This is a genomic window from Enterococcus sp. DIV0421, from assembly GCF_051713745.1.
Classification (GTDB): Bacteria; Bacillota; Bacilli; order Lactobacillales; family Enterococcaceae; genus Enterococcus_D; species Enterococcus_D casseliflavus.
This window is the reverse complement of the sequence record NZ_JBIOQM010000001.1, coordinates 1,690,637-1,713,189: the sequence shown is the minus strand read 5'-3', so window position 1 is coordinate 1,713,189 and position 22,553 is coordinate 1,690,637. Positions and strand designations below refer to the sequence as shown.

At 44.4% G+C, this 22,553-nt stretch carries 21 protein-coding genes; 10 read left to right on the top strand and 11 right to left on the bottom strand.

Annotated elements, in window-relative coordinates; genetic code table 11:
* Nucleotides 1-58 precede the first annotated feature (58 nt).
* The 5 genes from IGI96_RS08320 to IGI96_RS08300 all read left to right on the top strand — a co-directional run bounded on the left by IGI96_RS08320 (nt 59) and on the right by IGI96_RS08300 (nt 5,453).
* On the top strand, nt 59-985 hold the full coding sequence (locus IGI96_RS08320) for an ROK family protein (protein WP_086338904.1): 927 nt from the start codon (nt 59-61) through the stop codon (nt 983-985).
* Nucleotides 986-1,042: 57 nt separating this feature from the next.
* Nucleotides 1,043-1,801: a MurR/RpiR family transcriptional regulator gene (locus IGI96_RS08315; RefSeq protein ID WP_086338903.1), complete on the top strand. Its 759-nt coding sequence runs from the start codon at nt 1,043-1,045 to the stop codon at nt 1,799-1,801.
* A gap of 159 nt (nt 1,802-1,960) precedes the next feature.
* A complete protein-coding gene (locus IGI96_RS08310; protein ID WP_438785002.1) occupies nt 1,961-3,271 on the top strand; it encodes a PTS sugar transporter subunit IIC in 1,311 nt (436 codons plus the stop codon).
* A 32-nt stretch (nt 3,272-3,303) separates the two neighbouring features.
* Complete coding sequence (locus IGI96_RS08305) at nt 3,304-4,743, top strand: 6-phospho-beta-glucosidase (RefSeq protein ID WP_060791640.1); 1,440 nt, start codon at nt 3,304-3,306, stop codon at nt 4,741-4,743.
* A 206-nt stretch (nt 4,744-4,949) separates the two neighbouring features.
* Nucleotides 4,950-5,453 carry a GNAT family N-acetyltransferase gene (locus IGI96_RS08300; protein ID WP_034859148.1) on the top strand — a complete coding sequence of 168 codons (504 nt, stop codon included), beginning with the start codon at nt 4,950-4,952 and terminating at the stop codon, nt 5,451-5,453.
* Between the two features lie 43 nt (nt 5,454-5,496).
* On the opposite strand, the gene araD is transcribed toward IGI96_RS08300, so the two are convergent.
* The 7 genes from araD to ulaG all read right to left on the bottom strand — a co-directional run bounded on the left by araD (nt 5,497) and on the right by ulaG (nt 11,141).
* Nucleotides 5,497-6,183, bottom strand: coding sequence for an L-ribulose-5-phosphate 4-epimerase AraD (araD, locus tag IGI96_RS08295; protein WP_086339155.1), 687 nt, complete (start codon nt 6,181-6,183; stop codon nt 5,497-5,499).
* A complete protein-coding gene (locus IGI96_RS08290) occupies nt 6,155-7,054 on the bottom strand; it encodes an L-ribulose-5-phosphate 3-epimerase (RefSeq protein ID WP_010748565.1) in 900 nt (299 codons plus the stop codon). Before IGI96_RS08290 ends, araD begins: the two co-directional genes overlap by 29 nt.
* A gap of 6 nt (nt 7,055-7,060) precedes the next feature.
* Nucleotides 7,061-7,699, bottom strand: coding sequence for a 3-keto-L-gulonate-6-phosphate decarboxylase UlaD (locus IGI96_RS08285; RefSeq protein WP_010748564.1), 639 nt, complete (start codon nt 7,697-7,699; stop codon nt 7,061-7,063).
* A gap of 72 nt (nt 7,700-7,771) precedes the next feature.
* The gene (locus IGI96_RS08280) at nt 7,772-8,065 is read right to left on the bottom strand and encodes a PTS sugar transporter subunit IIB (RefSeq protein ID WP_008376531.1); all 294 of its coding nucleotides are present in this window, start codon (nt 8,063-8,065) and stop codon (nt 7,772-7,774) included.
* Nucleotides 8,066-8,088: 23 nt separating this feature from the next.
* Nucleotides 8,089-9,555 (bottom strand): PTS ascorbate transporter subunit IIC, encoded by a 1,467-nt coding sequence (locus IGI96_RS08275; RefSeq protein ID WP_438785000.1) that lies wholly within the window; start codon nt 9,553-9,555, stop codon nt 8,089-8,091.
* Nucleotides 9,556-10,029, bottom strand: a complete 474-nt coding sequence (locus IGI96_RS08270; protein WP_010748562.1) for a PTS sugar transporter subunit IIA — start codon at nt 10,027-10,029, stop codon at nt 9,556-9,558. It lies immediately after the preceding gene.
* 47 nt (nt 10,030-10,076) lie between these two features.
* Nucleotides 10,077-11,141, bottom strand: a complete 1,065-nt coding sequence (gene ulaG, locus IGI96_RS08265; protein ID WP_438784999.1) for an L-ascorbate 6-phosphate lactonase — start codon at nt 11,139-11,141, stop codon at nt 10,077-10,079.
* A 332-nt stretch (nt 11,142-11,473) separates the two neighbouring features.
* On the opposite strand from ulaG, the gene IGI96_RS08260 reads away from it, so the two are divergent.
* Nucleotides 11,474-12,241 carry a DeoR/GlpR family DNA-binding transcription regulator gene (locus IGI96_RS08260; RefSeq protein ID WP_438784998.1) on the top strand — a complete coding sequence of 256 codons (768 nt, stop codon included), beginning with the start codon at nt 11,474-11,476 and terminating at the stop codon, nt 12,239-12,241.
* Between the two features lie 165 nt (nt 12,242-12,406).
* On the opposite strand, the gene IGI96_RS08255 is transcribed toward IGI96_RS08260, so the two are convergent.
* Nucleotides 12,407-13,435, bottom strand: a complete 1,029-nt coding sequence (locus IGI96_RS08255) for a YeiH family protein (RefSeq protein ID WP_438784997.1) — start codon at nt 13,433-13,435, stop codon at nt 12,407-12,409.
* 65 nt (nt 13,436-13,500) lie between these two features.
* Here IGI96_RS08255 and IGI96_RS08250 point away from each other — a divergent pair, with 65 nt between their 5' ends.
* Nucleotides 13,501-14,352 carry a LysR family transcriptional regulator gene (locus tag IGI96_RS08250; RefSeq protein ID WP_086338899.1) on the top strand — a complete coding sequence of 284 codons (852 nt, stop codon included), beginning with the start codon at nt 13,501-13,503 and terminating at the stop codon, nt 14,350-14,352.
* Nucleotides 14,353-14,583: 231 nt separating this feature from the next.
* Nucleotides 14,584-16,374: an excinuclease ABC subunit UvrC gene (uvrC, locus tag IGI96_RS08245; protein ID WP_086338898.1), complete on the top strand. Its 1,791-nt coding sequence runs from the start codon at nt 14,584-14,586 to the stop codon at nt 16,372-16,374.
* A 74-nt stretch (nt 16,375-16,448) separates the two neighbouring features.
* On the opposite strand, the gene IGI96_RS08240 is transcribed toward uvrC, so the two are convergent.
* The 3 genes from IGI96_RS08240 to IGI96_RS08230 form a co-directional block, all read right to left on the bottom strand.
* A complete protein-coding gene (locus tag IGI96_RS08240; RefSeq protein WP_438784996.1) occupies nt 16,449-17,189 on the bottom strand; it encodes a GntR family transcriptional regulator in 741 nt (246 codons plus the stop codon).
* 191 nt (nt 17,190-17,380) lie between these two features.
* Nucleotides 17,381-18,622, bottom strand: a complete 1,242-nt coding sequence (locus IGI96_RS08235; protein ID WP_438784995.1) for a PTS sugar transporter subunit IIC — start codon at nt 18,620-18,622, stop codon at nt 17,381-17,383.
* A gap of 247 nt (nt 18,623-18,869) precedes the next feature.
* Complete coding sequence (locus IGI96_RS08230) at nt 18,870-20,258, bottom strand: glycoside hydrolase family 1 protein (RefSeq protein ID WP_420870395.1); 1,389 nt, start codon at nt 20,256-20,258, stop codon at nt 18,870-18,872.
* A 159-nt stretch (nt 20,259-20,417) separates the two neighbouring features.
* On the opposite strand from IGI96_RS08230, the gene celB reads away from it, so the two are divergent.
* Together celB and IGI96_RS08220 are read left to right on the top strand one after the other, a co-directional pair.
* On the top strand, nt 20,418-21,689 hold the full coding sequence (gene celB / locus IGI96_RS08225; protein ID WP_005226670.1) for a PTS cellobiose transporter subunit IIC: 1,272 nt from the start codon (nt 20,418-20,420) through the stop codon (nt 21,687-21,689).
* A 108-nt stretch (nt 21,690-21,797) separates the two neighbouring features.
* Entirely contained in the window at nt 21,798-22,514 is a 717-nt protein-coding gene (locus IGI96_RS08220) for a GntR family transcriptional regulator (protein WP_005226669.1), read from the top strand.
* Nucleotides 22,515-22,553 lie beyond the last annotated feature (39 nt).

Here is a 22,553-nt window from a genome sequence, read left to right as displayed (position 1 = left end):
TTCCTCCTGCCAGATGGTACACTTAAGGCAACAATGTTTTAGAAGGTGAGGAAGAAGAATGTACGTAGGATTTGATATTGGCGGAACAAGTATTAAATATGGTGTTTTAGATGAAACCGGAGCGATCCTTGAAAAATCTGCGATCCCTACTAGCTATGAGCCAGCCCAGTTTTATCAGGATCTACTCACGATCATCGAAGATGCCCAGAACCGCCACACGATTGATGGCATTGGGATCAGCGCCCCGGGGATCGTTCAAAAAGACGGCTTTATGTTAACTGCGGGCGCCATCAAATCGTTATATGGCGAAAATTTCAAAGCAGTCTTGGAAGCGCGTACAGGGTTGCCTGTGGCGGTGGAAAATGATGCCAATGCAGCAGCGATCGCTGAAAAATGGATCGGCAATGCGCAAGAGGCTGCCAACTATTTGTGTCTTGTCCTAGGCACTGGTGTAGGCGGTGGGATCGTGATCAATAATCAAGTCTACCGAGGTGCTCATGGCATGGCTGGTGAATTTGGCTGGATGGTGATCGATCAGCTGCCAGAAGAAGGCAATATCGAGGAAAGTTCCATCAATAAAAAAACTGCCGTCGTGGGCGGCTTGATTCGCCTCTACAATTTAGCGGGGGCAGCAGTTCCTGGCTTTGAACCCACCCAAGACGCCAAAGAGATTTTTGACCGCGCGCAGCAAGGCGAAGCGTTGGCGCTGAAGCTGACGGACCAATTTCTGACGGATCTGTCTGTAGGGCTGATCAATTTGATCAGCTGCTTTGACCCAGAATTGGTATTGATCGGCGGCGGCATCAGTGCCAATCCTTATTTCTGGGAACGCCTGCAGGCTCGCTTGACGATCACGGAAACACGGCATGAAGCGATCAATTATTTGCGCGGACAAACCATCGCACCTGTGCGTCCAGCGAAGCTGAAAAACGACGCCGGCTTGATCGGCGCAGTCTATCAGATCCATCAACAGCTGCACCGTTAAAAGTTCGGATATGCTATACTGGTGTAAATTGATTATCTAGGACAGCGAGGAACCAGCATGGCGCTTTTTGAACAATTAAACTTGAACAAGCTCTCTGCGGTAGAACAAGAAATCTACCGTTTTATCGTCAATCACTTAGAAAAGATTCCGTATATGCGCGTGCGCGACATTGCCGATGATGCCCATGTCTCTTCGACTTCGGTCTTTCGTTTTATTCAAAAAGTCGGCTTTCAGTCGTTTCCAGAATTTCGCTTCTATATCAAAAATCATTTAGAAAAAGCTCATTTTGACGCACATCCGGAACACTTAGGTTTAGAAGCGCGCATCAAAGGCTTGAATATGCAGATCTTCCACCCTGATGCGGAATACCAAATACGAAAACTCGCCGAAGCGATGCGGGATGCCGATTTGATCTTATTTATGGGGATGGGGGCATCCGGTGCGATTGCGCAATACGTTGCCCGCAAACTAGCCAGCCTCGGTTACTTTAGTATCAGCATTGATGAGCTAACCTACCCGATCAAAAGCTTTTTGCGAAAAGAGCAAAAGAATGTTTTGGTTTTTTTGAGTGACTCTGGTGAAACCAAAGAACTGATCGAAGTCATTACCGGTTTAGACAATCAGGCGATCGTGCAGAAGTACTGCATTACCCCTAATCGGGAAAGTACGTTGGCACGTCTGTGCGATTATTCGATCGAGTATGCGATCAAAGAGGAACGCAAAGACATCTTTCTTGATTTGACTAGTCAACTGCCTTCAGTAGCGATTTTAGAAACGCTGATCGGCTATTTGCAAGATTATCGTACCCATTCTTGATGGTTCAGTTTATTGAACCATCTTTTTTTGTAACACTGTGTTCCAGCTGCGGAATTTTTTTCATTTCTTGAGAGATATGTACGGAATCCGTATCCGCTTACTTTTAGTCGTTTTCATTCGCTATAATGATGGCATCAATTAATGAAAGGTGTTATTATTATGCAAAAATTCAATGACCTGTTAGACCGCTCGTTGGTACCGATCGCAACAAAGTTGAACAATCAACGCCACGTAGCAGCGATTCGAGATGCGTTCATGCTGATTTTCCCACTGACCATCGCTTCTTCTCTCGTTATTTTGGTCAACAATATTTTATTTTCCAATGAGAGTTTCATCGTGCAATTATTTCAACTGAATCGACTTTTCCCAAATCTGGAAAGTGCCCAGCAAGTCCTAGCTTCCGTGGCGAACGGGACCATCAACATTATGAGTTTATTTATTGCGTTTCTTGTTGCTCAGCTTTTAGCCAAGCATTTCCAAGCAGATGCTACGCTAGTTGGTTTGACAAGTGTCGCTGCCTTTATGATCTTGTACCCGACCTCCTTTGCAGTAGATGATGTCAATGTGATCTCCACACAATATTTAGGCGCCCAAGGGTTGTTTGTAGCTATGATCGTGGCTTGTTTGGTCGGTGAATTCTTGCCGAAGCTTTTCAAAGTCAAACGACTGCAGATCAAAATGCCTGAAATGGTACCACCAGCAGTTTCTCGTTCCTTTTCTGGCATGATTCCGATCGTGATCATCGTGGCAGTCACTGCTTTGATCAATTTCTTAGTTTTGATGATCACACCAGAAGGCATCAATGAACTGATTTATAATGGGATCCAAAGTCCATTGCGGGATCTGGGGGGCAATGTCGTCGGTGTCTTGATCTTGGCGTTCTTGCAAACTACGTTGTTTGCGATCGGGATCCATGGACCAAATACTTTGAATGCGGTTCGTTCAGCGATTTTTACCGAACAGGACCTAGCTAACCTAGACTTTATCAACCAAGGCGGCTCCTTGTGGGACGTTCCTTACAAAGAAACTTGGGGCGTTTTAAATGATATGTTCGCAAATATGGGCGGAACTGGTATGACATTGGGCTTGATCATTGCGATCTTCATCGCTTCAAAACGTCCAGAACAACGTGAGATCGCTAAGATGTCCTTAGTTCCAGGAATTTTCCAAATCAATGAGCCGATGATCTTCGGTCTACCGATCGTCTTGAACCCAATCATGATCATTCCGTTTATTTTGACGCCAATGGTCAATATTTTAGTGGGTTATTTTGTCACTGTTGTCTGGCCGATCATGCCGACCCCAGCGATTGGGGTACCATGGACGACCCCCGGAATCATTAATCTCTTTTTAGGAACTGGAGGAAATGCGATCGCTGCAGTTGTCGGTGTCGTTTGTCTTGCGATTTCGGTCTTGATCTATTTGCCATTCGTGATCGCCTCTAACCGTTCCCAAAAAGTGGAATTATAAGCAAACGAATGAGTCGAGGAGGAATGAAATTTATGTCCGCAAAAATGCCAAAAGATTTTTTATGGGGCGGCGCGATCGCTGCCCATCAAGCGGAAGGCGCTTGGAATGTTGCTGGCCGTGGAATGAGTACCGCTGATGTTATGACGGCCGGTGGCAACGGTATTCCCCGTAAAATCACCAAAGGCGTCATTGAAGGAGAGTATTACCCGAACCATGAAGCCATTGACTTTTATCACCGGTACAAAGAAGATATCCAGTTATTCAAAGAGCTGGGCTTGAAATGTCTACGGACATCGATTTCTTGGAGTCGGATCTATCCAACTGGAACAGAAGAAGAACCAAATGAAGCCGGTCTCCAATACTACGATGATCTTTTCGACGAATTGCAGGCAAACGGCATCGAACCCGTGATCACTTTGTCCCACTTTGAAATGCCTTATGCCCTCTATGAAGAATTTGGTGGGTTTGCTAATAAAGAAGTGATTCCCCTCTTTGTCAAATTCGCCAAGACTGTTTTTCAACGGTATCGTGACAAAGTAACGTATTGGATGACCTTCAATGAGATCAATAATCAAGCAGATGGGCAAGAGCCGCTGCACGTTTGGACCAATTCTGCCATGATCATCGAGGATGACAGTCAAAAAGAAGCACTCGTCTTTCAAGCGGGCGTCAATGAGTTGATTGCCAGTGCGGCAGCGGTGATCGAAGGCAAAAAAATCAATCCAGATTTTCAGATTGGCTGTATGATGGCCTATGTCCCAGTCTACCCCTACTCTTGCGCACCCGCTGATTTGATGGCATCCGTCAAAGCCAATGAACGGCGCTATTTTTACAGCGACGTCCACGTACGAGGCAAGATCCCAACCTATGTGCAAAAATATTGGGCGAAAAAAGGCATCACGATTGAGATCACGCCCGAGGAACAAGCGCTATTAAAAGCGGGAACCGTTGATTATATTGGGTTCAGCTATTACATGTCAGGAACGATCTCAACCCTTGATGAGGTGGCTGGCACACCAACTGAGGATATCCCAGGAGCAAAAATCGTGAGTAATCCTTATATCAGTGCTTCTGATTGGGGCTGGCCTATTGACCCAGTCGGGTTGCGTTATGTGTTAAATACGATCTATCAACGCTATGACTTGCCACTATTTATCGTGGAAAATGGCTTCGGTGCTTACGATCAATTAACCGATGAGCAGCAAGTCCATGATGACTACCGCATCACTTACCTGAAAGAGCACATCGAACAGATGGAAAAAGCGGTAGTTGAAGATGGTGTACCGTTATTAGGCTATACGCCTTGGGGGATCATTGATATCGTCAGCTTCGGCAGCGGCGAAATGGAGAAACGCTATGGCATGATCTATGTCGACAAAGATAATACCGGGAAAGGAACCTTGAATCGTTTGAAAAAAGATTCCTTTGCGTGGTACCAGCAAGTGATCGCCTCCAATGGTGAAACGCTCTAATTACTGCTTCCATGACTAACGCACAAAAACCGCCCCCTCGTTGCGCCATACTCCTTTTCACATTAGGAGCCCGGCAACGAGGGGCGGTTTTCTTATTAAAGAGGGGCGCCATTGCGAGGATGGCTTTTCTTATCATCACTAAACACTCCCTCAATGCTGTGGTACACTATAGCTATTCATTTACTTTCACTTTAAGGAGGAGCTGCATGAAGCCGATATTTCGTTCGATCCAATCTCAAGATGATGGGCCCTTAGCCGCTATCATTCGCAAAAGTTTGACCGACCACCAGTTGGCGGTTCCAGGGACTGCCTATTTTGATCCCGAGTTAGACCACTTAAGTGAATTTTATGCAGCAGATCCTGCTAGCCGCCATTATTTTGTCGTCACTAATGAATCGGGTACCCTTTTAGGCGGCGGTGGTCTTGCCGCTTATGATTCAGAAGGGAAAATCGCCGAGCTGCAAAAATTTTATCTCAGTGATGCTGCCAAAGGGCAGCGCCTCAGCTATCCCTTGCTGGCGAAGATCGAGGCCAAAGCTGTTGAACTAGGTTATCGGCAACTCTATTTAGAATCCCATCATTCTCTAGAAGCAGCCTTGCATGTCTATCAAAAAGCCGGCTATCGCGCATTGTGCCAGCCACTATTGGCAGCACAGCATACCACGATGGATCGCTTTTATGTGAAAACACTCGCTGAAGAAAACGAATAGAAAAGCAGCCGTTCCTTGATCGCTAGGAATGGCTGCTTTTCCGTTATCCTTGTCCATAATAAGCATGTTCGCCATGCTTGCGGAAATAATGTTTATCCAGCAAATAATCAGCGATCGGTGTTCGATCCAAGGTCAAAGCTTCGGTACCTAATGCCATTTCTGCGACCTCTTCTAAAACAATACTATTGCTGACCGCTTGTTCCGCAGATTGCCCCCAAGTAAAGGGACCGTGTCCCGCTGTGAGGACAGCTGGGCATGCAAGTGGATCTAATCCCCGCTTTTCAAACGTCTCGACAATGACTTTGCCAGTTTCTTTTTCATAGTCTGCCGTTACCTCAGAGGCCCGTAACGGTCGTGTACAAGGGACACTACCATAAAAAGTATCCGCATGCGTCGTTCCATATGCAGGGATGTCTCGCTGTGCTTGCGCCCATTTTACCGCATTTGTCGAATGCGTATGGACGATCGCCTTGACGCCTTCGAAGTGCTTATACAATAGCGCATGGGTTTTGATATCCGAGGAAGGCTTCAACGCCTTCGCCTCTTTCGGCATTCCCGCTAAGTCGCAAACCACCATTGAGTCAATCGTCATCGTCTGATAATCAACACCGCTGGGTTTAATGACGATGATCCCTAAATCTCGATCGATCTCACTGACATTTCCCCAAGTTAGCTTTACTAGTCCTTCCTCAGGCAGTCTCTTATTGGCTTGATAGACTCGCTCTTTCATCAATTGAAGCTGATTGATCAAGGTAACCGACCTCCTTTAGTTTTGGTAATAAAAATGCTTTGGCTTGTTCGATTTCCGCAATCGGGTCAGCGCTCGTCTCACTCCACATCTCGATGACAAAAGAACCGTTGTAATTCAACCGCTTCAGCGTGCGTAAGCAGCCATCAAAATCAACACACCCAGTGCCAAACGGTACTTCTTTAAATTTTCCTCGAAACTTATCTGAAACCGCCAATGTATCTTTCAAATGAATCTGGGTTATCTCGCAAATGCCTTTTTCTAATTCATAACCGACATCATTTTCTGGCCAGGCCGATAGGTTCCCGACATCTGGATAGACTTGTAGATAGGGCGAAGGGATCTGCTCCTTGATCCGTAAATACTTTGAGATAGAATTTAGAAACGGATCATCCATGATCTCTAGTGACAAAACGACACCCTTTTCAGACGCCCTAGCGACCGCTTCTTTTAGATTGGCAATGAACCATTCTCGGCTACAAAGACTTTTTTCCTCATAGTACACATCGTATCCGGCTAATTGGATGCAGCGAATACCCAAATCTGAAGCCAGGTCAATGGCTTTTTCCATCAGATGCATCGCGTGCTTGCGCTTTTTTTCATCGATCGAACCAAAGGGAAACCGCCGATGTCCACTGAGACATAAAGACAAGATTTTGATCCCCGAGGCATAGATTGCCTCGACGATCTCTTTGCGTTGCTCTTGGTCCCACTCTAAGCGTGCCAAGCGTTCATCGGTTTCATCAATGGACATTTCAATGAAATCGAAGCCTCGGTCTTTGACAAACTGCAATCGTTCCGACCAAGAGAGGGTTTTGGGTGTTGCTTTTTCATATAGACCGATCAAACTCATGGAAAACTACCCCCAAATCCGTAAAATCTCTTGCTTGAAATCCACTGCTGCTTGTTGCGGATCGTCAGCTGCAGTGATGCCTCGTCCTGTGATAAAGGTATACACATCAATGCCAGCAAACAGAGCCAACGTCTCGACGCTCAATCCTCCCGTGACTGACACTCGAAACCCCATATCGATCAATTTACGGACTTTCGTTAAATCTTTTTCTCCCCATGTTTCACCAGCTAACAGTGCGTCACGACTTTGATGGTAGATAGCTTGTGAGATGCCGGCATCTAGCCACTGCTGTGCTTGCTGGTAGGTCCAGTCACCATATAATTCTACTTGGATCTCAGCAATTTCTTTTGCCGCTGCCTTCATTGTTGGGATCGTTGCTGCACAAATTACGGTCATATAATCCGCGCCAGCTTGCTGGCAGTTTTTGGCGACCGTCCCACCGGCATCGGCACATTTTGTGTCTGCTACGATCAACTTTTCCGGATACATCGCTCGGAAACAGCGTAAGACCTGTGCTCCTTCTTGCAACAGTAAAATAGTTCCTGCTTCAATGATATCCACCACATCGCCAACTTTTTTGATATCAGCCAGTGCACCAGCTAAATCGGAGTGATCGCAAGCGATCTGCAGTTTTGGTATACTCATGAAATTCCCCTCTCTTTTGTTCGATCATCTTTTTGTTCGATCATCTTTTTGTTCTTGTCACGTCCTGATGCACTACTCCTTCGAAAGACCCGCTTCTCTGACCCGCTCAATAATTTCTTTAGGGGACATCACATTTCTGACTCCGATCACTGTTACGCCCTTTTCTTTGGCTTTATCGAACATATTGACAAAGTTCATTGGCGTAAAGACCACATCGTAATTCTTGGCGGTGCTTTTGCCTTCAGAAATCGCGCAATGATGAATAGAGGTGATCGTGATCCCTTCTGACTTCAAAGCTTTTTCGACACTCCGCATCATCATCAAACTTGTTCCTGATCCATTTGCACAAGATACCAATACTCTCATCTTCTTTTCCTCCTAAGAATTCATTATTTTTGTTTTTCTACATACGCATCATAATCATCTACGATCAAGAAATACCCTTCTGGATCTCTGCGGTACTGCAACTGTGGAATCACTAATAAGATCACCACTACAAGAACCACACCAATGACGCCTAAGAATTTCATCAATACTGTAAAGAATGGCCAGACGGTCGCCCAGTCGAACATCCCAAGATAGCCGCCATATTGAGACAATCCTACCCAAGTAGCGATCAATGCCGAACCACCGATCTGAATAATGCCTGATAAGAATGGGAAGAGACAAGCCGCTTTGATGCCTCCGCGGTTGTTGGCAAAAACGGCGATCGCTGCGTTATCAAAGAACAGTGGGATAAACCCAGCAATGACGATCGTTGGTGAACGGAACAAAATCAGTAATGCAATCATTAAGAATTGTCCTAATGCACCGAATAAAAAGCCCACCGTCACGGCATTTGGCGACCCAAAGGCAAAGGTTGCGGCGATATCGATCCCTGGAACAGCACCTGGTAAAATCGTATTCGAGATTCCTTGGAATGACTCGGTCAATTCAGAAACGAAGGTGCGGACACCTAATTGAAGAATTGCTAAATAGACGGCAAACATTAGTGAAGTTTGTAAAATATAAAATAAGAAACTTTGTCCTTCTGCCATAAATCCTGCTGTTATTAAATAATCTTGTCCAAGCGTTACTAAAATGATACCGAAGAAAAAGAGCATCAAAATCGAAGTCGATACCATGTTTTCATTGAAGACCGATAAAAAACCCGGTAGTTCGACATCTTCTAATTTGCGGTTGGATTTGTTCTTTTTGAAACGTTCCGCAAGTCGTGCAAAGAAGTAAACACCAAACATCTGTTGATGGGCAATCGCAAAACCAGCACCTTCCGTCAAATCTTGACAGATGCCAACGGTCAAATTGGACCCAACCGCCCAATAGCAGCCTAAGATCAAGCCCATGACAAGTAAGACTTCGATTCGACCCAAGTCTGGAAAACAGAATAGCAGCAGCCAAAAGGCCGTTGCGGCTTGCTGTACTTGCACATTTCCAGTAGTGAAGACGGCCCGCAGCTTCGTATATTTTTTGAAGCGAACGAGTAAGATATTAAAAACAAAGGCAATCAATAATAAGAGCATCGTGTCACCAAAGGTGCGTCCAAATCGTTCTTCAATGCCGGCGGTGATCGCATTTTGACCAAAATACGGGTCAGTGACCATCGCATCTAATTCAAAACGCTCCTTAAGCCCCACCAGGATCGGACGGAAATTATTGACCAATCCACCAGAGCCAATCGTCAAAATCAAGTAACCAACGGTGGCCTTTAAGAAACCTGCAACACATTCAACAAACGGCCGTTTCAATAGTAAGTAACCAATCAGTACAATAAAACCGATCAAAAAAGCTGGCTGCATCAAAATATTCTGAGCAAAGTAATCCCAGCATCTCAATAAGAAATCTCCTACCATTTCCATCTAATCCCTGCTTTCTTTTTGGTCATATTTCTCCATCACCGCTTCAAAATCTGCCATTGTTTTTACACCTAGTAAATCTTCCACCAGCCCTTCTTCCATCAGCATTTCGGATAAACTAGCGATATTGTTCATATGTGCTTCAGCGTTTTTGGCAGCGAGCATAAAGAACAACTGCGCCTCTTTGTCGGGGTCATCATCTTGAAATGAAACGGGGGCTGGAAAAATCGTCAATCCGATCCCCGTTCCTAAGACGCCTTTGCTTTCTGCTGAAGAATGGGGCATGGCTACTTTGGGAATGATCACAATATAAGGACCGTATTGATGAACATCCCGAATGACATCTTCAATATACTGATCCGTGATCAACGCCTTTTGCTTTAATCCTTCGCCACTCGCCCAGATAGCGGCTTCCCAATCTTCGGGCTGTTCATGATTGATCGCAACCAACTCATTTTCATAAAAATAACGCAGCATTACCTTTGCTCCTTTCAAATTTGGCTTTTGCAGCATCCCCCCTTCTTTTATAAAAAAGAAGGGAATGGCGTATCATTATCGACCGAAAACACATCTTTGAAGCCGCGATAGAAATTAAATTCAAGATCATCTTTATTCGTTGGGTAGGTAAATTTGCCGCCAACTTGCCAAATATACGGTTTAAACTCATAGTTCAAACGATCTTTTTTAAACTTCCAAATCTCAGTGATCTCCTTTGGATCAGCCATAAAATTGGACCAGATATCATAGTGTACAGGTATCACTACTTTGGCATTGAGGGATTCTGCCATCCGCAACATATCGACTGAAGTAACCTTGTCGGTGATGCCCCGCGGGTTTTCGCCATATGCACCTAAGCAAACATCGATCTTGTACTGATTTCCATGCTTGGCAAATACATTCGAATAATGAGAATCTCCAGCGTGATAAATCGCCCCACCGGAAGTTTCAAACAAGTAATTGACTGCGATACGATCCATGTCCTGTGGTATTTTTCCTTTCAAGCTGGTATCCGGGTCTTCACACGTAATCAGAGCGGTTCGATCGAATGCTTCTAAAGCGATGATTTTCACCTGCCCAATGGTCACTTCATCCCCCGGTTTGACCACGATGGTTTTTTCTTCTGGAATTCCCCATTTCAACCAAGTTGCAACGACTTCATGGGGACCGACGAATTTTGCTTCTGGACAATTTTGATGGACTGCGGCTGCGGTATTGATATCTAAATGATCGGAATGGATGTGAGTCACCACTAACGCATCCACTCCTTTGATTGCAAATGGATCGATCACAAAGGGCTGCGTCCGTAAGTTAGGCTGCATTTCCTGTACACCACTCATTCGCATCATTTGATGGCCTTTTTTCATTTGCCCATTACCATGACTGCGTTTGCCAGTGCCGCACCAAAGGTCGCATAAAATATTGGTTCCTTCCGCACTCTTCAGCCAAATACCCGTACAGCCTAACCACCACATGGAAACTGTACCTTCTTTCACAAGTTCATTTTCGATCTCCTCGTTTAAATAGGTCCCCCATTCTGGAAACGTATTTAACAGCCAACTCTCTTTCGAAACATCATTTACATGTGCCATTCTTATTCCTCCTTTGCTTATTTACACCTTGATTCTAACATATAGAAAAACGCTTTCAATCAAATTTTATGTTAATTTATCTTATTATATGTTAATTTACCGATAAATAAATGTGATTATTTAATATATATGGTAATTTATAGAGGATATGTTAAAATGAGTTCGAAAGAAGAAACAACAAAAACATCGTTGCTTCGCAACAAGTGGTGTGGGATCATCACTTGAACTTGCAAGAAGGAGACGAGAAGGTTTTTGCTATGCAAAGACAATCGCAATCTGGATAAACGATGAAAGACAAGAATAGAATAAAGCGTATGTAAGGAGGAAGTATCGTGAAACGTTCCAATGAAGAAGTGAGGCAAAGGAGAAAACAATTGATCGATCTGATAAAAACATCTGGTTTTTCTGATGTGAAGACCCTCAGTCATCAGTTGGGAGTATCAGAGATGACGATCCGCAGAGACTGTACTGTCCTCAGTGAGATGGGTCAGATCAAACAAACCCACGGAAAAATCGAATACTGTGAAGCTTATGAAGATGAAGCACATCCCACCGACTCGATCGAGTACATCAAAGATCGACTGGCCAAAGAAGCGGCTCGCCAAGTAAAAGATGGCGATACCCTTTTCGTCAATACGAGTACCAGTGCGGCTCAAACGTTGCGCCATCTCACAGACAAACGAATCAGTTTGCTGACAAACAACACGAGTGTGATCCAAATGGAACACCATCCAAAATCAACGATCGTTTTAAGTGGCGGCGAAATACGTTACCCTAAAGCGGCATTGTCAGGAGACATCGCCGTGGAGTCATTTTCTCACGTTCGTTCTGATGTTACGATCATTGGCTGTAGTGGGTTAGATTTACAGACCGGCATTTCCACTTCAGTAATCCACGAAGCCAAAGTCAATGCGAAAATCATCGAAAATTCTGGCAAGTTGATCGTTATCGCGGATTATCGCAAAATCGGTAAGCAATCCAATTTTACGATTGGCGCAATTGCAGATATCGATCTGCTGATCACCGATCATTATTCTGATCCCAAAGTCATCGATTTGATTGAGCAACAAGGTGTTCAAGTCATCCAAGTACCCGTCTAACCTTCTTTGCCGCTAAAAAAAGCCCGACAGTTGATCTGAAAAGTCACGCCTTGCTGCCTCTTCCAACAGAAACAGCAAAGCGTGCCCTTCGATCAACCGTCGTGGCTTTTTCCGTTAAACAATCGTGCGCTTCAAACGTGCTTTATGGGTCGTGCCTCTTGTGAATTAGAGCCGCAGCAACCAAATCAATGCAACAGCACCCACGGTTTGGACAGCACCAACGGAAAGACCATAGAATAAAAAGCGCGGGCCTTCTTTTAAAAACTTGCGGAAATCCAAGCGCAAACCAATGGCTGCCAACGCCGTCGTTTCAAACCACGTACTGATAAAATGAGCGCCCTCATTCAACCAGCTAGGCAGCGGCAAGAAGCTGTTCAAGATACAGATGGTCAAGAAGCCCAACACATACCAAGGGATCGGCAGCCGCCGATTGCCTTTGGCTTTGGCTTTGGTTTTGGTGGGGGTCTTTGTCGTCATTCGTTCAAAAACAATGACGACGACTGCCAACATGATGATGCGTGCGATTTTAAAGAGCATCGCGTATTTGACGGTGTCGGCATCAATCAAACTAGCCCCCGCCACGACTTGTCCGACGGATTGCAGCGTGCCACCAAGTAAGGCGCTTTTTTGCAACAGATCATAGCCGTATAAGGCCAAGCCTAAAAACGGCAGCGTCAGCATCATCACTGTTCCTAAAAGATTGACCAAGGTGATGATCTGCCCTTTTTCTTCATCATCGGCATCAATGGCCGGTGCGATCGCCGCAATCGCAGAGGATCCGCAGACAGCATTGCCGCCTGCCATCATCAGGCTCATCTTTTGATTAAAGCCCATTTTTTTCCCTATCAAATAAGCAGCGGTAATGACCAAGCTCATCATCAGCAATATAAAGAGAAAGCCCCGAAGGCCCATTTCACTGATGGTCTGGAAAGTGACGGTAAAGCCCAGCAAAACCACCGAATATTCCAAGAGCCGACTTTCCGCAACCTTCGTTCCGACTTGATAGCGTTCTTGCTTGAACAGTGTATTTCCTAAAATGATTCCTAATAAAATAGCAAGGGTTGCTCCCCCTAATTTTGGCACAGCCAAAGCCATGATTCGGGCGATGACGGCTACCGAAAAGGATAGGAACAAACCGGGAAGTATCAAAGCTGTTTGTCGTTGCTTCATTGCTTTCATCCTTTCATATAACATCCATTATACACAGATTGACCGATCAGTAGGATTTATTGGTATAATAGTTATGATTGAATTTTCTAATGGAAGGGATTGCAATGTTAAAATTACTGGAGACCTTCAAGATGGTCTATGAAACGAAAAATTTTTCGAAAGCTGCCGAATTGCTGTTTATTTCGCAGCCCACGGTTTCTGCTCAGATCAAGCAGTTGGAACAAGACCTGGATACACCGCTTTTTTTACGCAATGGTCGCAAAAACGTGATCGCCACGCCCCAAGCAGAGTACCTTTACGAAAAGGCACTGAATTTATTGGATGAGTGGTCGACGATCACCAGCGAGATCCATACCAACACGCAGCATCAAAGCCACTGTGCCCTAGGCATCTCTCATACCTATGCGATGGCCTTGATGCCTGACTTGATGATTGCTTTATACAACGCCTTTCCCACGGTGCGTTTTCGGGTATCGATGATGAACTCCGCTGAAGTCTTAACAGCCCTTGAACAACATCAATTAGATTTAGGGATCATTGAAAAACCCTTATCTGCACCAAGTATTTTGCGTTTCCCGATTTTGAAAGATCAGCTCGTCTTAGCTGGTGATCCCCAAGTCGGTCCTTGGCTCGTTCGAGAAGCGAGTTCTGGTGTCTACTATTACACTAAGCGCTATCTAGAGGAACAAAATATTCAAGGACCGATCATTGAGATCGCCAGCAATGAATTGATCGTCGCTTTACTGAAACAAGGCTTCGGCTGTTCGATCCTTTCCAAGCGAGCCGCCCACGGCATTGGCTATCAACTGCTGGATAAAAATTTTGAGCGGCAATTTTACCTCATCCAGCGCAAAGCCGTCACAGAACCAGCCATCGAGGGATTGCGGACCTTCATTCAGGAGTGGTCGCAAAACGATCCCTCACAGGTGGCAAGCGTATAAAAACAAACTGATTTTTTTGGGGGAACCACCGCCTCGTGGGATTTCTTAACCTTTTCTTACGATTACGCTTCCTCGCTGCCCATCTGGTCCGTTTGATTGTTTCTTAAGAAATTTGTGCTAAAATGAAGAGTACTGGCTATGGGCTCTAATGTTCCCCTTTTCGGTGGATCTTAGACCGCCCTTTGACTACTTTTGCAGTTCGTGAGCAAACCAGTAAGAAAGGATCTTGAAATGAACGAACAAATCAAGAACAAATTAGCGCTGCTTCCCGATCAACCTGGTTGTTATTTAATGAAAGATAAAAATAACAAAATCATCTATGTTGGGAAAGCCAAAATTTTAAAAAATCGTGTCCGTTCGTACTTTACCGGCAGTCACGATACGAAAACCGAACGGCTCGTTCAAGAAATCAATGATTTTGAGTACGTCGTTACCGAATCAAATACGGAAGCCTTATTGCTGGAAATCAATTTGATTCAAAAAAACAAACCGAAATACAATATCATGCTAAAGGACGACAAGTCGTATCCTTTTATTAAAGTGACCAAAGAGCGCTATCCGCGTCTGATCATCACTCGTAAAGTTTTAAAAGACGGGGCTTTATATTTTGGCCCTTATCCTGATGCACGAGCAGCCAACGAAACCAAACGGGTGCTGGATCGCCTCTTTCCATTGCGAAAATGCGGTCCTTCTCAAAAGCGGCCTTGTCTTTATTATCATTTGGGTCAATGCGTCTGTCCTTATGTCAACAATGTAGATCCCAAGGATTATCAGAAGATCGTTGATCAAGTCAAACACTTTTTCCACGGCGGTCACGTCGATATTTTGAAAGACCTGAAAGAGAAGATGGGCGAAGCCATTGAAACGTTAGAGTTTGAACGAGCGGCTGAGCTGCGGGATCAGATCCAAGCAATCGATACCGTCATGACGCGACAAAAAATGACTCTGACAGATCTGATGGACCGTGATGTCTTTGGCTACAGTGTCGACAAAGGCTGGATGTGTGTCCAAGTCTTTTTTATCCGTCAAGGAAAGCTGATCGAACGAGAAGTCTCTTTGTTTCCTTTCTACAATGAAGCGGATGAGGATTTCTTGACCTTCGTCGGCCAGTTTTACCAAAAGAATGAGCACTTCATTCCCAAAGAAGTCTTTGTTCCGCAAAATGTCGATGCTGCCCCATTAGAAGCGCTGCTGGAAACCAAAGTCCTGCAGCCCCAACGAGGCGACAAAAAGAAATTGGTCGATTTGGCCAATAAAAATGCCCGCATTGCCTTGGCACAAAAATTTGCGTTGATCGAGCGTACTGAAGAACGGACGATCGGTGCAGTGGATCGTCTAGCCGAAGCCATGGGGATCGCGACACCTTATCGGATCGAAGCCTTCGATAACTCCCACATCATGGGGACCGACCCAGTGTCTGCAATGGTGGTTTTTGTCGACGGGAAGCCGTTTAAAGATGATTATCGGAAATATAAGATTCGTACTGCACAAGGCGGCGACGATTATGGCTCTATGCAAGAAGTCATCTATCGCCGATACTCTCGTGTCCTAAAAGAAAACCTGCCTTTTCCTGATCTGATCATCATCGATGGTGGGAAAGCCCAAGTCGGTGCCGCCCAAGAAGTGCTGTATAACCAGCTAGGTTTAGATATTCCCGTTGCCGGTTTAGTGAAGAACAACAAACACAAAACCAGCGAGTTGATTTTCGGGGAATTTTTAGATCCGATCCAGCTGGAACGCAATTCTGTCGAATTCTTTTTGCTGCAACGGATCCAAGATGAGGTCCATCGTTTTGCGATCACCTTCCATCGCCAACTGCGCAGCAAAAACAGCTTTTCTTCCAAACTGGATGAAATTCCTGGCTTAGGACCAAAACGCAAGCAACAGCTGATGAAAACCTTCAAGTCGTTAAAAAACATCCAAGCAGCTTCCGTGGAAGAGATCCAGCAAGCTGGCATCCCCAAAGCCGTTGCGGAAACTATCTTAGCCAAACTAGGTGATCAAAACCAACCCACTTCTTAAGTCAAAACAAAAACGCTCCATAGCCAACAGTAGCTATGAAGCGTTTTTTCGTTGAAGAAGCATTTTGTAAGCCGTTACTTTTTGCGGTGCTGTAACAGGTCAGGCTTCATGTCTAACATGGAATAGCCACGAACATCATACCGATTGCAGCTGCAGGAATAGTCCACTGGACGTCCCGATTCTAAATAGATGATCTGTTCTAATTCCAATACTGGGTCATCTGCTTGGCACGCTAAATAGGTTTGATCGTATTCATCGCTTTTGGCAGCCTGAAAAGTCCGATAAGCACCAGCAAATTTGTAGCCTAAATCTTGCAGTAGATAGTCATAGACGGATTCTTCCAAGATCTCTTTCGTCAAACCGCTGACCAGATCCAACGGCATATAGGAATGCTCGAGTATGTATGGATTGCCTTCTAAGATCCGCAAACGGATCACATGATAGATTGGTTGTTCGGCAGTGATCTGAAGCATCTCTTGAATTCTTGTTGTAGGAAAACAGACTTCAAAGGTGATGACTTGGCTAGTCAATGTCCGTTTTTCTTGTTTCATCTGATAGCTCAGGCCTTTGTATTCTGTCACCGATGAGGTATCTTTGCCCCAAAAGGAATGATTCAAAACTTTGGTCCCTAAGCCGCGCTTTGTCAGCAGCAAGCCTTCCATAATCAGGATATTCACCGCATTTTTAATCGTCATTCGGCTGACGCCAAACTCTTCCACTAACTCTGTTTGATAAGGTAAAAGACTGTCTTTCGGATAAGTTCCGTCCTTGATTCTTTTACGCAGAACATCTGCGATCTCCATATATTTGGGCATTTTGCCACCTCCAAAACGTGTGTTGTATTGTATTGATTGAAAAACGAGAAAAGAACCGGCCAAACGAAAAGAGTGTCATCACACCACTGCACCTTCCAATGAAGCAGTGTGATAAGGGGTATTGCACTCTGATCGCGGCCGGATAAGGTCTATTACGTTTGGCGCTTGTTTCTAATCGACTCGATCAGACATTACGCATTTTTTAAACGGCGTGTTTCTTGAATTTGCGCCATTTTCACGAACGGCAAGTAGATAACGATTGACAAGATCAAGTTAACAGCTGCCAAGATTCCGCCAGCAATACTTTGTGTCGACAAAATACCGCCGATGATTGGTGGCGTCGTCCATGGTGCGATGACGGTACTTGCAGGAACTAAGCCAGTTGCGGTTGCAAAATAAGCAGTCGTTACTAAAACAAGTGGGGTCAACACATATGGGATGAACAAGATTGGGTTTAAGACAACTGGCAACCCAAACATCACTGGTTCATTGATCATGAACACACCTGGTGCAACGGATAGTTTTGCGACAGTCATATACGCTTTATGATGACGAGCAACTAAAAAGATCGCAATCAAAAGACCTAGTGTCGCACCTGTTCCGCCGATGTTCACGAAAGAATCAAAGAATGGTTTGTTCACGATATAAGGCAAATCTGTTCCTGCTTCTAATGCTCGTGCGTTTGCTTCGATCGCAGGCACATTGATCGTTTGCATGAACGGGTCGATGATGTTGGCACCATGTAAACCAAAGAACCATAAGAATGCAGAGATAAAACCTAATAGCAAAGCAGCTGGGTAAGAGTTTGCCAAGCCCATGAATGGTTGTTGCACCAATTCATAGAAGGACAATACGATACTTGTCACACCAAATGCTTGGAAAATTGCTGTAAACAAAGCAAAGATCGATACGGTGATCATTGCTGGGAATAATGCAGCAAATGAACGTGAAACTGCTGGTGGTACGCCATCAGGCATGTTGATGACTAAGCGTGGGTTGCCAGCTAGACGACGGAAGATCTCAGTAGAAATGATCGATACGATTAATGCTAAAAATAATCCTTGAGAACCAAGTCCGGTAGCTGTTAACAAACCATCTGGGCCTGTCGCCATTGCACCTAATGCGTCTTGATTGTAGCTTTTAGCTAAATTATACGCTACTGTGAAAGCGATTAACAGACCAAGTATTGAAAAAGTACCTGCTGACAAGTTGTTCCCAAAGGCTTGCCATGTTCCTTCACCAAAAATGCCATTCATAAAATCAATATAGGCAGGGATTGGTAAGTTGTTGATCAATACCCCAAAAGAGCCTAAGATCATCAACGGCATCGTTACGATAAATCCGTCACGAATGGCCACTAGATGTCTTTGAGAGCCTATTTTAGAAGCGATCGGAATAAAGTGCTTCTCCATAAATCCAATAAATTTATCCATTGTTTTTTCTCCTTTCAAACCCTAAACAAAATAATGAAACCGATTTCTACTAAAGAATACCACGAGAACGTTTCCATGTCTAGTCTTTTCTTTATCAAAACTGTGCTTTTATTTAACCCAGCTTATCATTTGCAAAAACAGGTGGTTTTTTAATAGAATCCCCCCTTTGAAATTAGCCAGAAAAAATCCGCGATTTTACACAAAAAAAGCAATGCTGATTCCTACAGCATTGCTTTTTTCATTGTTATTAAAAGCCGTTATTATCAGAAACTTCTTTAAACCAACGACCTGATTTTTTCACCGTTCGTTTAGCATCATTTGCTAAGTCAACGGAGATAAATCCGTAACGGTTCTTGTAAGCATTGGTCCATGACCAGTTGTCCATGCAGGTCCACATATGGTAGCCAACACAATTGGTTCCTTCTTGGATCGCTTGGTGGACGTACTTCAAGTGGTCAGAGACAAATTCGATGCGGTAATCATCTTCGATCACGCCATCAGCATTGACGAAACGTTCTTCTCCTTCGACACCCATGCCATTTTCAGAAATGTAGCACTTGATATTGCCATAGTTTTCTCGCGTGTTCGTCAAAATATCATAGATCCCTTTTTCATAGATTTCCCATCCACGATACGGGTTCATTTTCTTGCTCGGCATATCATAGTTATCAAAGTAATCATCAGGCATTGGACTTTTCGCTTGATCGATCGGTGATTCTTTCTTCATGATACGACGAGGTTGATAATAATTGATCCCCAACAAGTCGATCGTATTTTCGCGAATCGTTTGTAAATCATCGGCTTCCATCGCTGGTACCATATCCAATTCCTTGACGATGGTCACTAATTCTTCTGGGAACGTGCCTTTGACCGCAGGGTCTAAGAAAGAACGATTAAAGAAGGCATCCGCGATTTGCGCTGCTTTGACATCCTCTGGATCATTCTCATCTCTTGGATAGCTTGGCGTCAAGTTCAAGATGATGCCGATCTCCCCATCAAGGTTCATCTCATGATAGACTTTGATGGCTTTAGCACTCGCCAACGTTTCGTGGAACCCAACTTGGACTGCATGTTTCATGTTGATCTCATTCGGATAATGGAATTGGTAAAGATAGCCGCCTTCAACAGGGACGATCGGTTCATTATGAGTGAACCATTTCTTGACACGATCACCAAATAATGTAAAGCAGGTTTGCGCAAATGCGACATAGGCATCCACGGTCTCTCGGTTCAACCAGCCGCCTTTTTCTTGCAGCGCCATCGGCATATCGAAGTGGTAAAGGTTCATGAAAGGTTCGATCCCGTTGGCGATCAACTCATCAATGTAGGCATTGTAAAAATCAACGGCTTTTTGATTGACTTCTCCTTTGCCTTGCGGGAAGAGACGACTCCATTGGATCGATGTCCGAAACGTCGTATGGCCGGTTTCTTTCATTAGTTGAATATCTTCTTGATAGCGTGTATAGACTTGCGAGGTTTTTTCAGGACCTACCTCATTGAAAAATTTCTCTGGTTCCTGCTGATACCAGTAATCCCAGATGCTTGCCCCTTTGCCATCGCCTTCAAATACACCTTCTGTTTGTGGGCCACTAGCGGCTGACCCCCACCAAAAGCCTGCTGGAAATTGATAATCCATCTTCATTCACTCCTCATTTTTTCTTTGCTGCCCTAATCATAAAGGAAGCAGTTACAAAAATCAATCTTTTTTAAAATAAATGTATAGACATTTAAAATAAAACATGATACATTATCAATGTAATCGATTGCAAAAAGAAATTTAAGGAGTGAACTAATAATGAATGGTTTTATGGACAAGTTATCTGAAAAGATTTTGCCCTTGGCGAATGCCTTAGGACAAAATCGCTACCTGACCGTCTTGCGGGACGCGTTTATGCTTTCGTTCCCAATCACTATGTTTGGATCGATCGTGGTCGTTTTAAACAACCTGCCCTTCTTCAGTGATGCCACTAAAGGAACATTAGGAACACTGTTTGGCAATGGGCAAAATGCAACAATGAGTATCATGACTGTTTTCGTTACTTTCGGTATTGGCTATTATTTATCAAAATCATATGATGTGGAAGGGATTTTTGGTGGTGCCGTTTCGTTTGCCAGCTTTTTGATCTTGACTCCTTTCTTTATGACTACTGAATCTGGCGAAACGATCTCCGGTGTGCTGTCTCTTGATCGTCTTGGCGCAAAAGGGATGTTTATCGGGATGATCGCAGCATTTTTGGCAGCTGAAATCTATTGCCGCATCACAAAACGCGGCTGGCAGATCAAAATGCCTGATGGGGTGCCACCAGCAGTTTCTAAATCTTTTGCCGCTTTGATTCCAGCAATTATCACCTTAACGGTATTCTTAGTGATCAATGCCATCATGACGGGTGTCTTCAATGCCAACTTGCATGACTTGGTTTATGAATTGATCCAAAAACCATTGACTGGACTAGGCAGCAGCTTGCCAGCAACTCTATTGGCTTTGTTCTTTGTTCAATTCCTTTGGTTCTTCGGTCTACATGGTCAAATCATCGTCAACTCTGTGATGGACCCGATTTGGAATACATTGATGTTAGACAACTTAGAAGCGTATCAAAATGGGGATGCACTGCCGCATATCGTCACAAAACCATTTATGGAAACCTTTACTGTTGGATTAGGCGGTTCTGGTATGACGTTAGCCGTTGTTATCTTGATGGCTTTCGTATTGAAGAAAAAACAATACCGCGATGTGGGTCGTTTGGCTTTAGCACCAGGGATCTTTAATGTTAACGAACCAGCCATCTTCGGTATGCCGATCGTCTTGAATGCGACGATCCTGATTCCTTGGGTCGTAGCACCTCTTGTGGTAACGACCTTCAACTACTTAGTGATGGCGGCTGGACTTGTTCCTGCACCAACTGGTGTTTCTGTTCCTTGGACCGTTCCAGTGGTCTTCAGTGGTGTCTTAGCAACCAACTCTTGGTTAGGTGGTTTGTTGCAAGTCATTGACGTGGTGATCGTCGGCTTGATCTGGTATCCATTCTTACGTGTGTTAGATCGTCAAGCAGAACCATCAATCGATTAAGCGCAACGGCTGGCTGAATTTTTTCAGTCAGCCGTTCTTTTTATAAAAAAACCAAGGTTTGATTGTCGAAACCGCTTTTTTCAGCTATACTTCTTGCGAGGTGATCAGATGCCAAAATACCAAGAAATTGCCAATATTTTACGCACACGTATCAAAAACAAAACGTATCCGCCTGACAGCTTACTGCCGAATCAAACTGATTTAGTCGAGGAATTCGGAGTCAGCCGGATGACCGTCAAAAAAGCCATCGGTATTTTAGCCATGGAAGGACTGGTTTATTCTCAGCGGGGCGCTGGAACAAAAATATTGAACCACCCATTCTTAAAAAAAGACACCACTGCTTTAACGGTCTATGAAGGCTTGTCAACAGAAATGGGCAAAGCTGGCCGCAAGCTAGTCAGTCAGGTCATCGATTTTCAAGTCGAATTTCCTGACCAAACGATCCAAGAAAAGTTGATGTTAACGGAAGAACAGCCGATCTATAGTATTGTCCGCTTGCGGATTCTTGAAGACCAACCGTTTATTTTAGAATATACCTATATGCCCGTCCATTTGGTGCCCAATTTAACTCGTGGCCATTTAGAAAGTTCTATCTACCGTTATGTCAAAGAGGAACTAGGGGTCCAGTTTGCTGGCGCCTACCGCACCATCGCCGCTGATAAAAGTACCGCGTACGATCAACAGTATTTGGACTGTAAAGCCGATGATCCGGTCTTAGAGATCGAACAGATCGTCTATCAGAAAAATGGCTCACCTATCGAATTTTCCCGTAGTCGCAACCGTTATGACGTGCGGGCCTACTCTTATTTAGATGTCCAGCACTAAAAAGACCTGCCCACGGTTTTCTTCCATCAGAAACCGTAG

Coding starts and splice junctions, on each gene's coding strand:
- IGI96_RS08320 (WP_086338904.1), top strand. CDS start 59: ATGTACGTAGGATTTGATATTGGCGGAACAAGTATTAAATATGGTGTT.
- IGI96_RS08315 (WP_086338903.1), top strand. CDS start 1,043: ATGGCGCTTTTTGAACAATTAAACTTGAACAAGCTCTCTGCGGTAGAA.
- IGI96_RS08310 (WP_438785002.1), top strand. CDS start 1,961: ATGCAAAAATTCAATGACCTGTTAGACCGCTCGTTGGTACCGATCGCA.
- IGI96_RS08305 (WP_060791640.1), top strand. CDS start 3,304: ATGTCCGCAAAAATGCCAAAAGATTTTTTATGGGGCGGCGCGATCGCT.
- IGI96_RS08300 (WP_034859148.1), top strand. CDS start 4,950: ATGAAGCCGATATTTCGTTCGATCCAATCTCAAGATGATGGGCCCTTA.
- araD (WP_086339155.1), bottom strand. CDS start 6,183: ATGAAAGAGCGAGTCTATCAAGCCAATAAGAGACTGCCTGAGGAAGGA.
- IGI96_RS08290 (WP_010748565.1), bottom strand. CDS start 7,054: ATGAGTTTGATCGGTCTATATGAAAAAGCAACACCCAAAACCCTCTCT.
- IGI96_RS08285 (WP_010748564.1), bottom strand. CDS start 7,699: ATGAGTATACCAAAACTGCAGATCGCTTGCGATCACTCCGATTTAGCT.
- IGI96_RS08280 (WP_008376531.1), bottom strand. CDS start 8,065: ATGAGAGTATTGGTATCTTGTGCAAATGGATCAGGAACAAGTTTGATG.
- IGI96_RS08275 (WP_438785000.1), bottom strand. CDS start 9,555: ATGGAAATGGTAGGAGATTTCTTATTGAGATGCTGGGATTACTTTGCT.
- IGI96_RS08270 (WP_010748562.1), bottom strand. CDS start 10,029: ATGCTGCGTTATTTTTATGAAAATGAGTTGGTTGCGATCAATCATGAA.
- ulaG (WP_438784999.1), bottom strand. CDS start 11,141: ATGGCACATGTAAATGATGTTTCGAAAGAGAGTTGGCTGTTAAATACG.
- IGI96_RS08255 (WP_438784997.1), bottom strand. CDS start 13,435: ATGTTATATGAAAGGATGAAAGCAATGAAGCAACGACAAACAGCTTTG.
- IGI96_RS08250 (WP_086338899.1), top strand. CDS start 13,501: ATGGAAGGGATTGCAATGTTAAAATTACTGGAGACCTTCAAGATGGTC.
- uvrC (WP_086338898.1), top strand. CDS start 14,584: ATGAACGAACAAATCAAGAACAAATTAGCGCTGCTTCCCGATCAACCT.
- IGI96_RS08240 (WP_438784996.1), bottom strand. CDS start 17,189: ATGCCCAAATATATGGAGATCGCAGATGTTCTGCGTAAAAGAATCAAG.
- IGI96_RS08235 (WP_438784995.1), bottom strand. CDS start 18,622: ATGGATAAATTTATTGGATTTATGGAGAAGCACTTTATTCCGATCGCT.
- IGI96_RS08230 (WP_420870395.1), bottom strand. CDS start 20,258: ATGGATTATCAATTTCCAGCAGGCTTTTGGTGGGGGTCAGCCGCTAGT.
- celB (WP_005226670.1), top strand. CDS start 20,418: ATGAATGGTTTTATGGACAAGTTATCTGAAAAGATTTTGCCCTTGGCG.
- IGI96_RS08220 (WP_005226669.1), top strand. CDS start 21,798: ATGCCAAAATACCAAGAAATTGCCAATATTTTACGCACACGTATCAAA.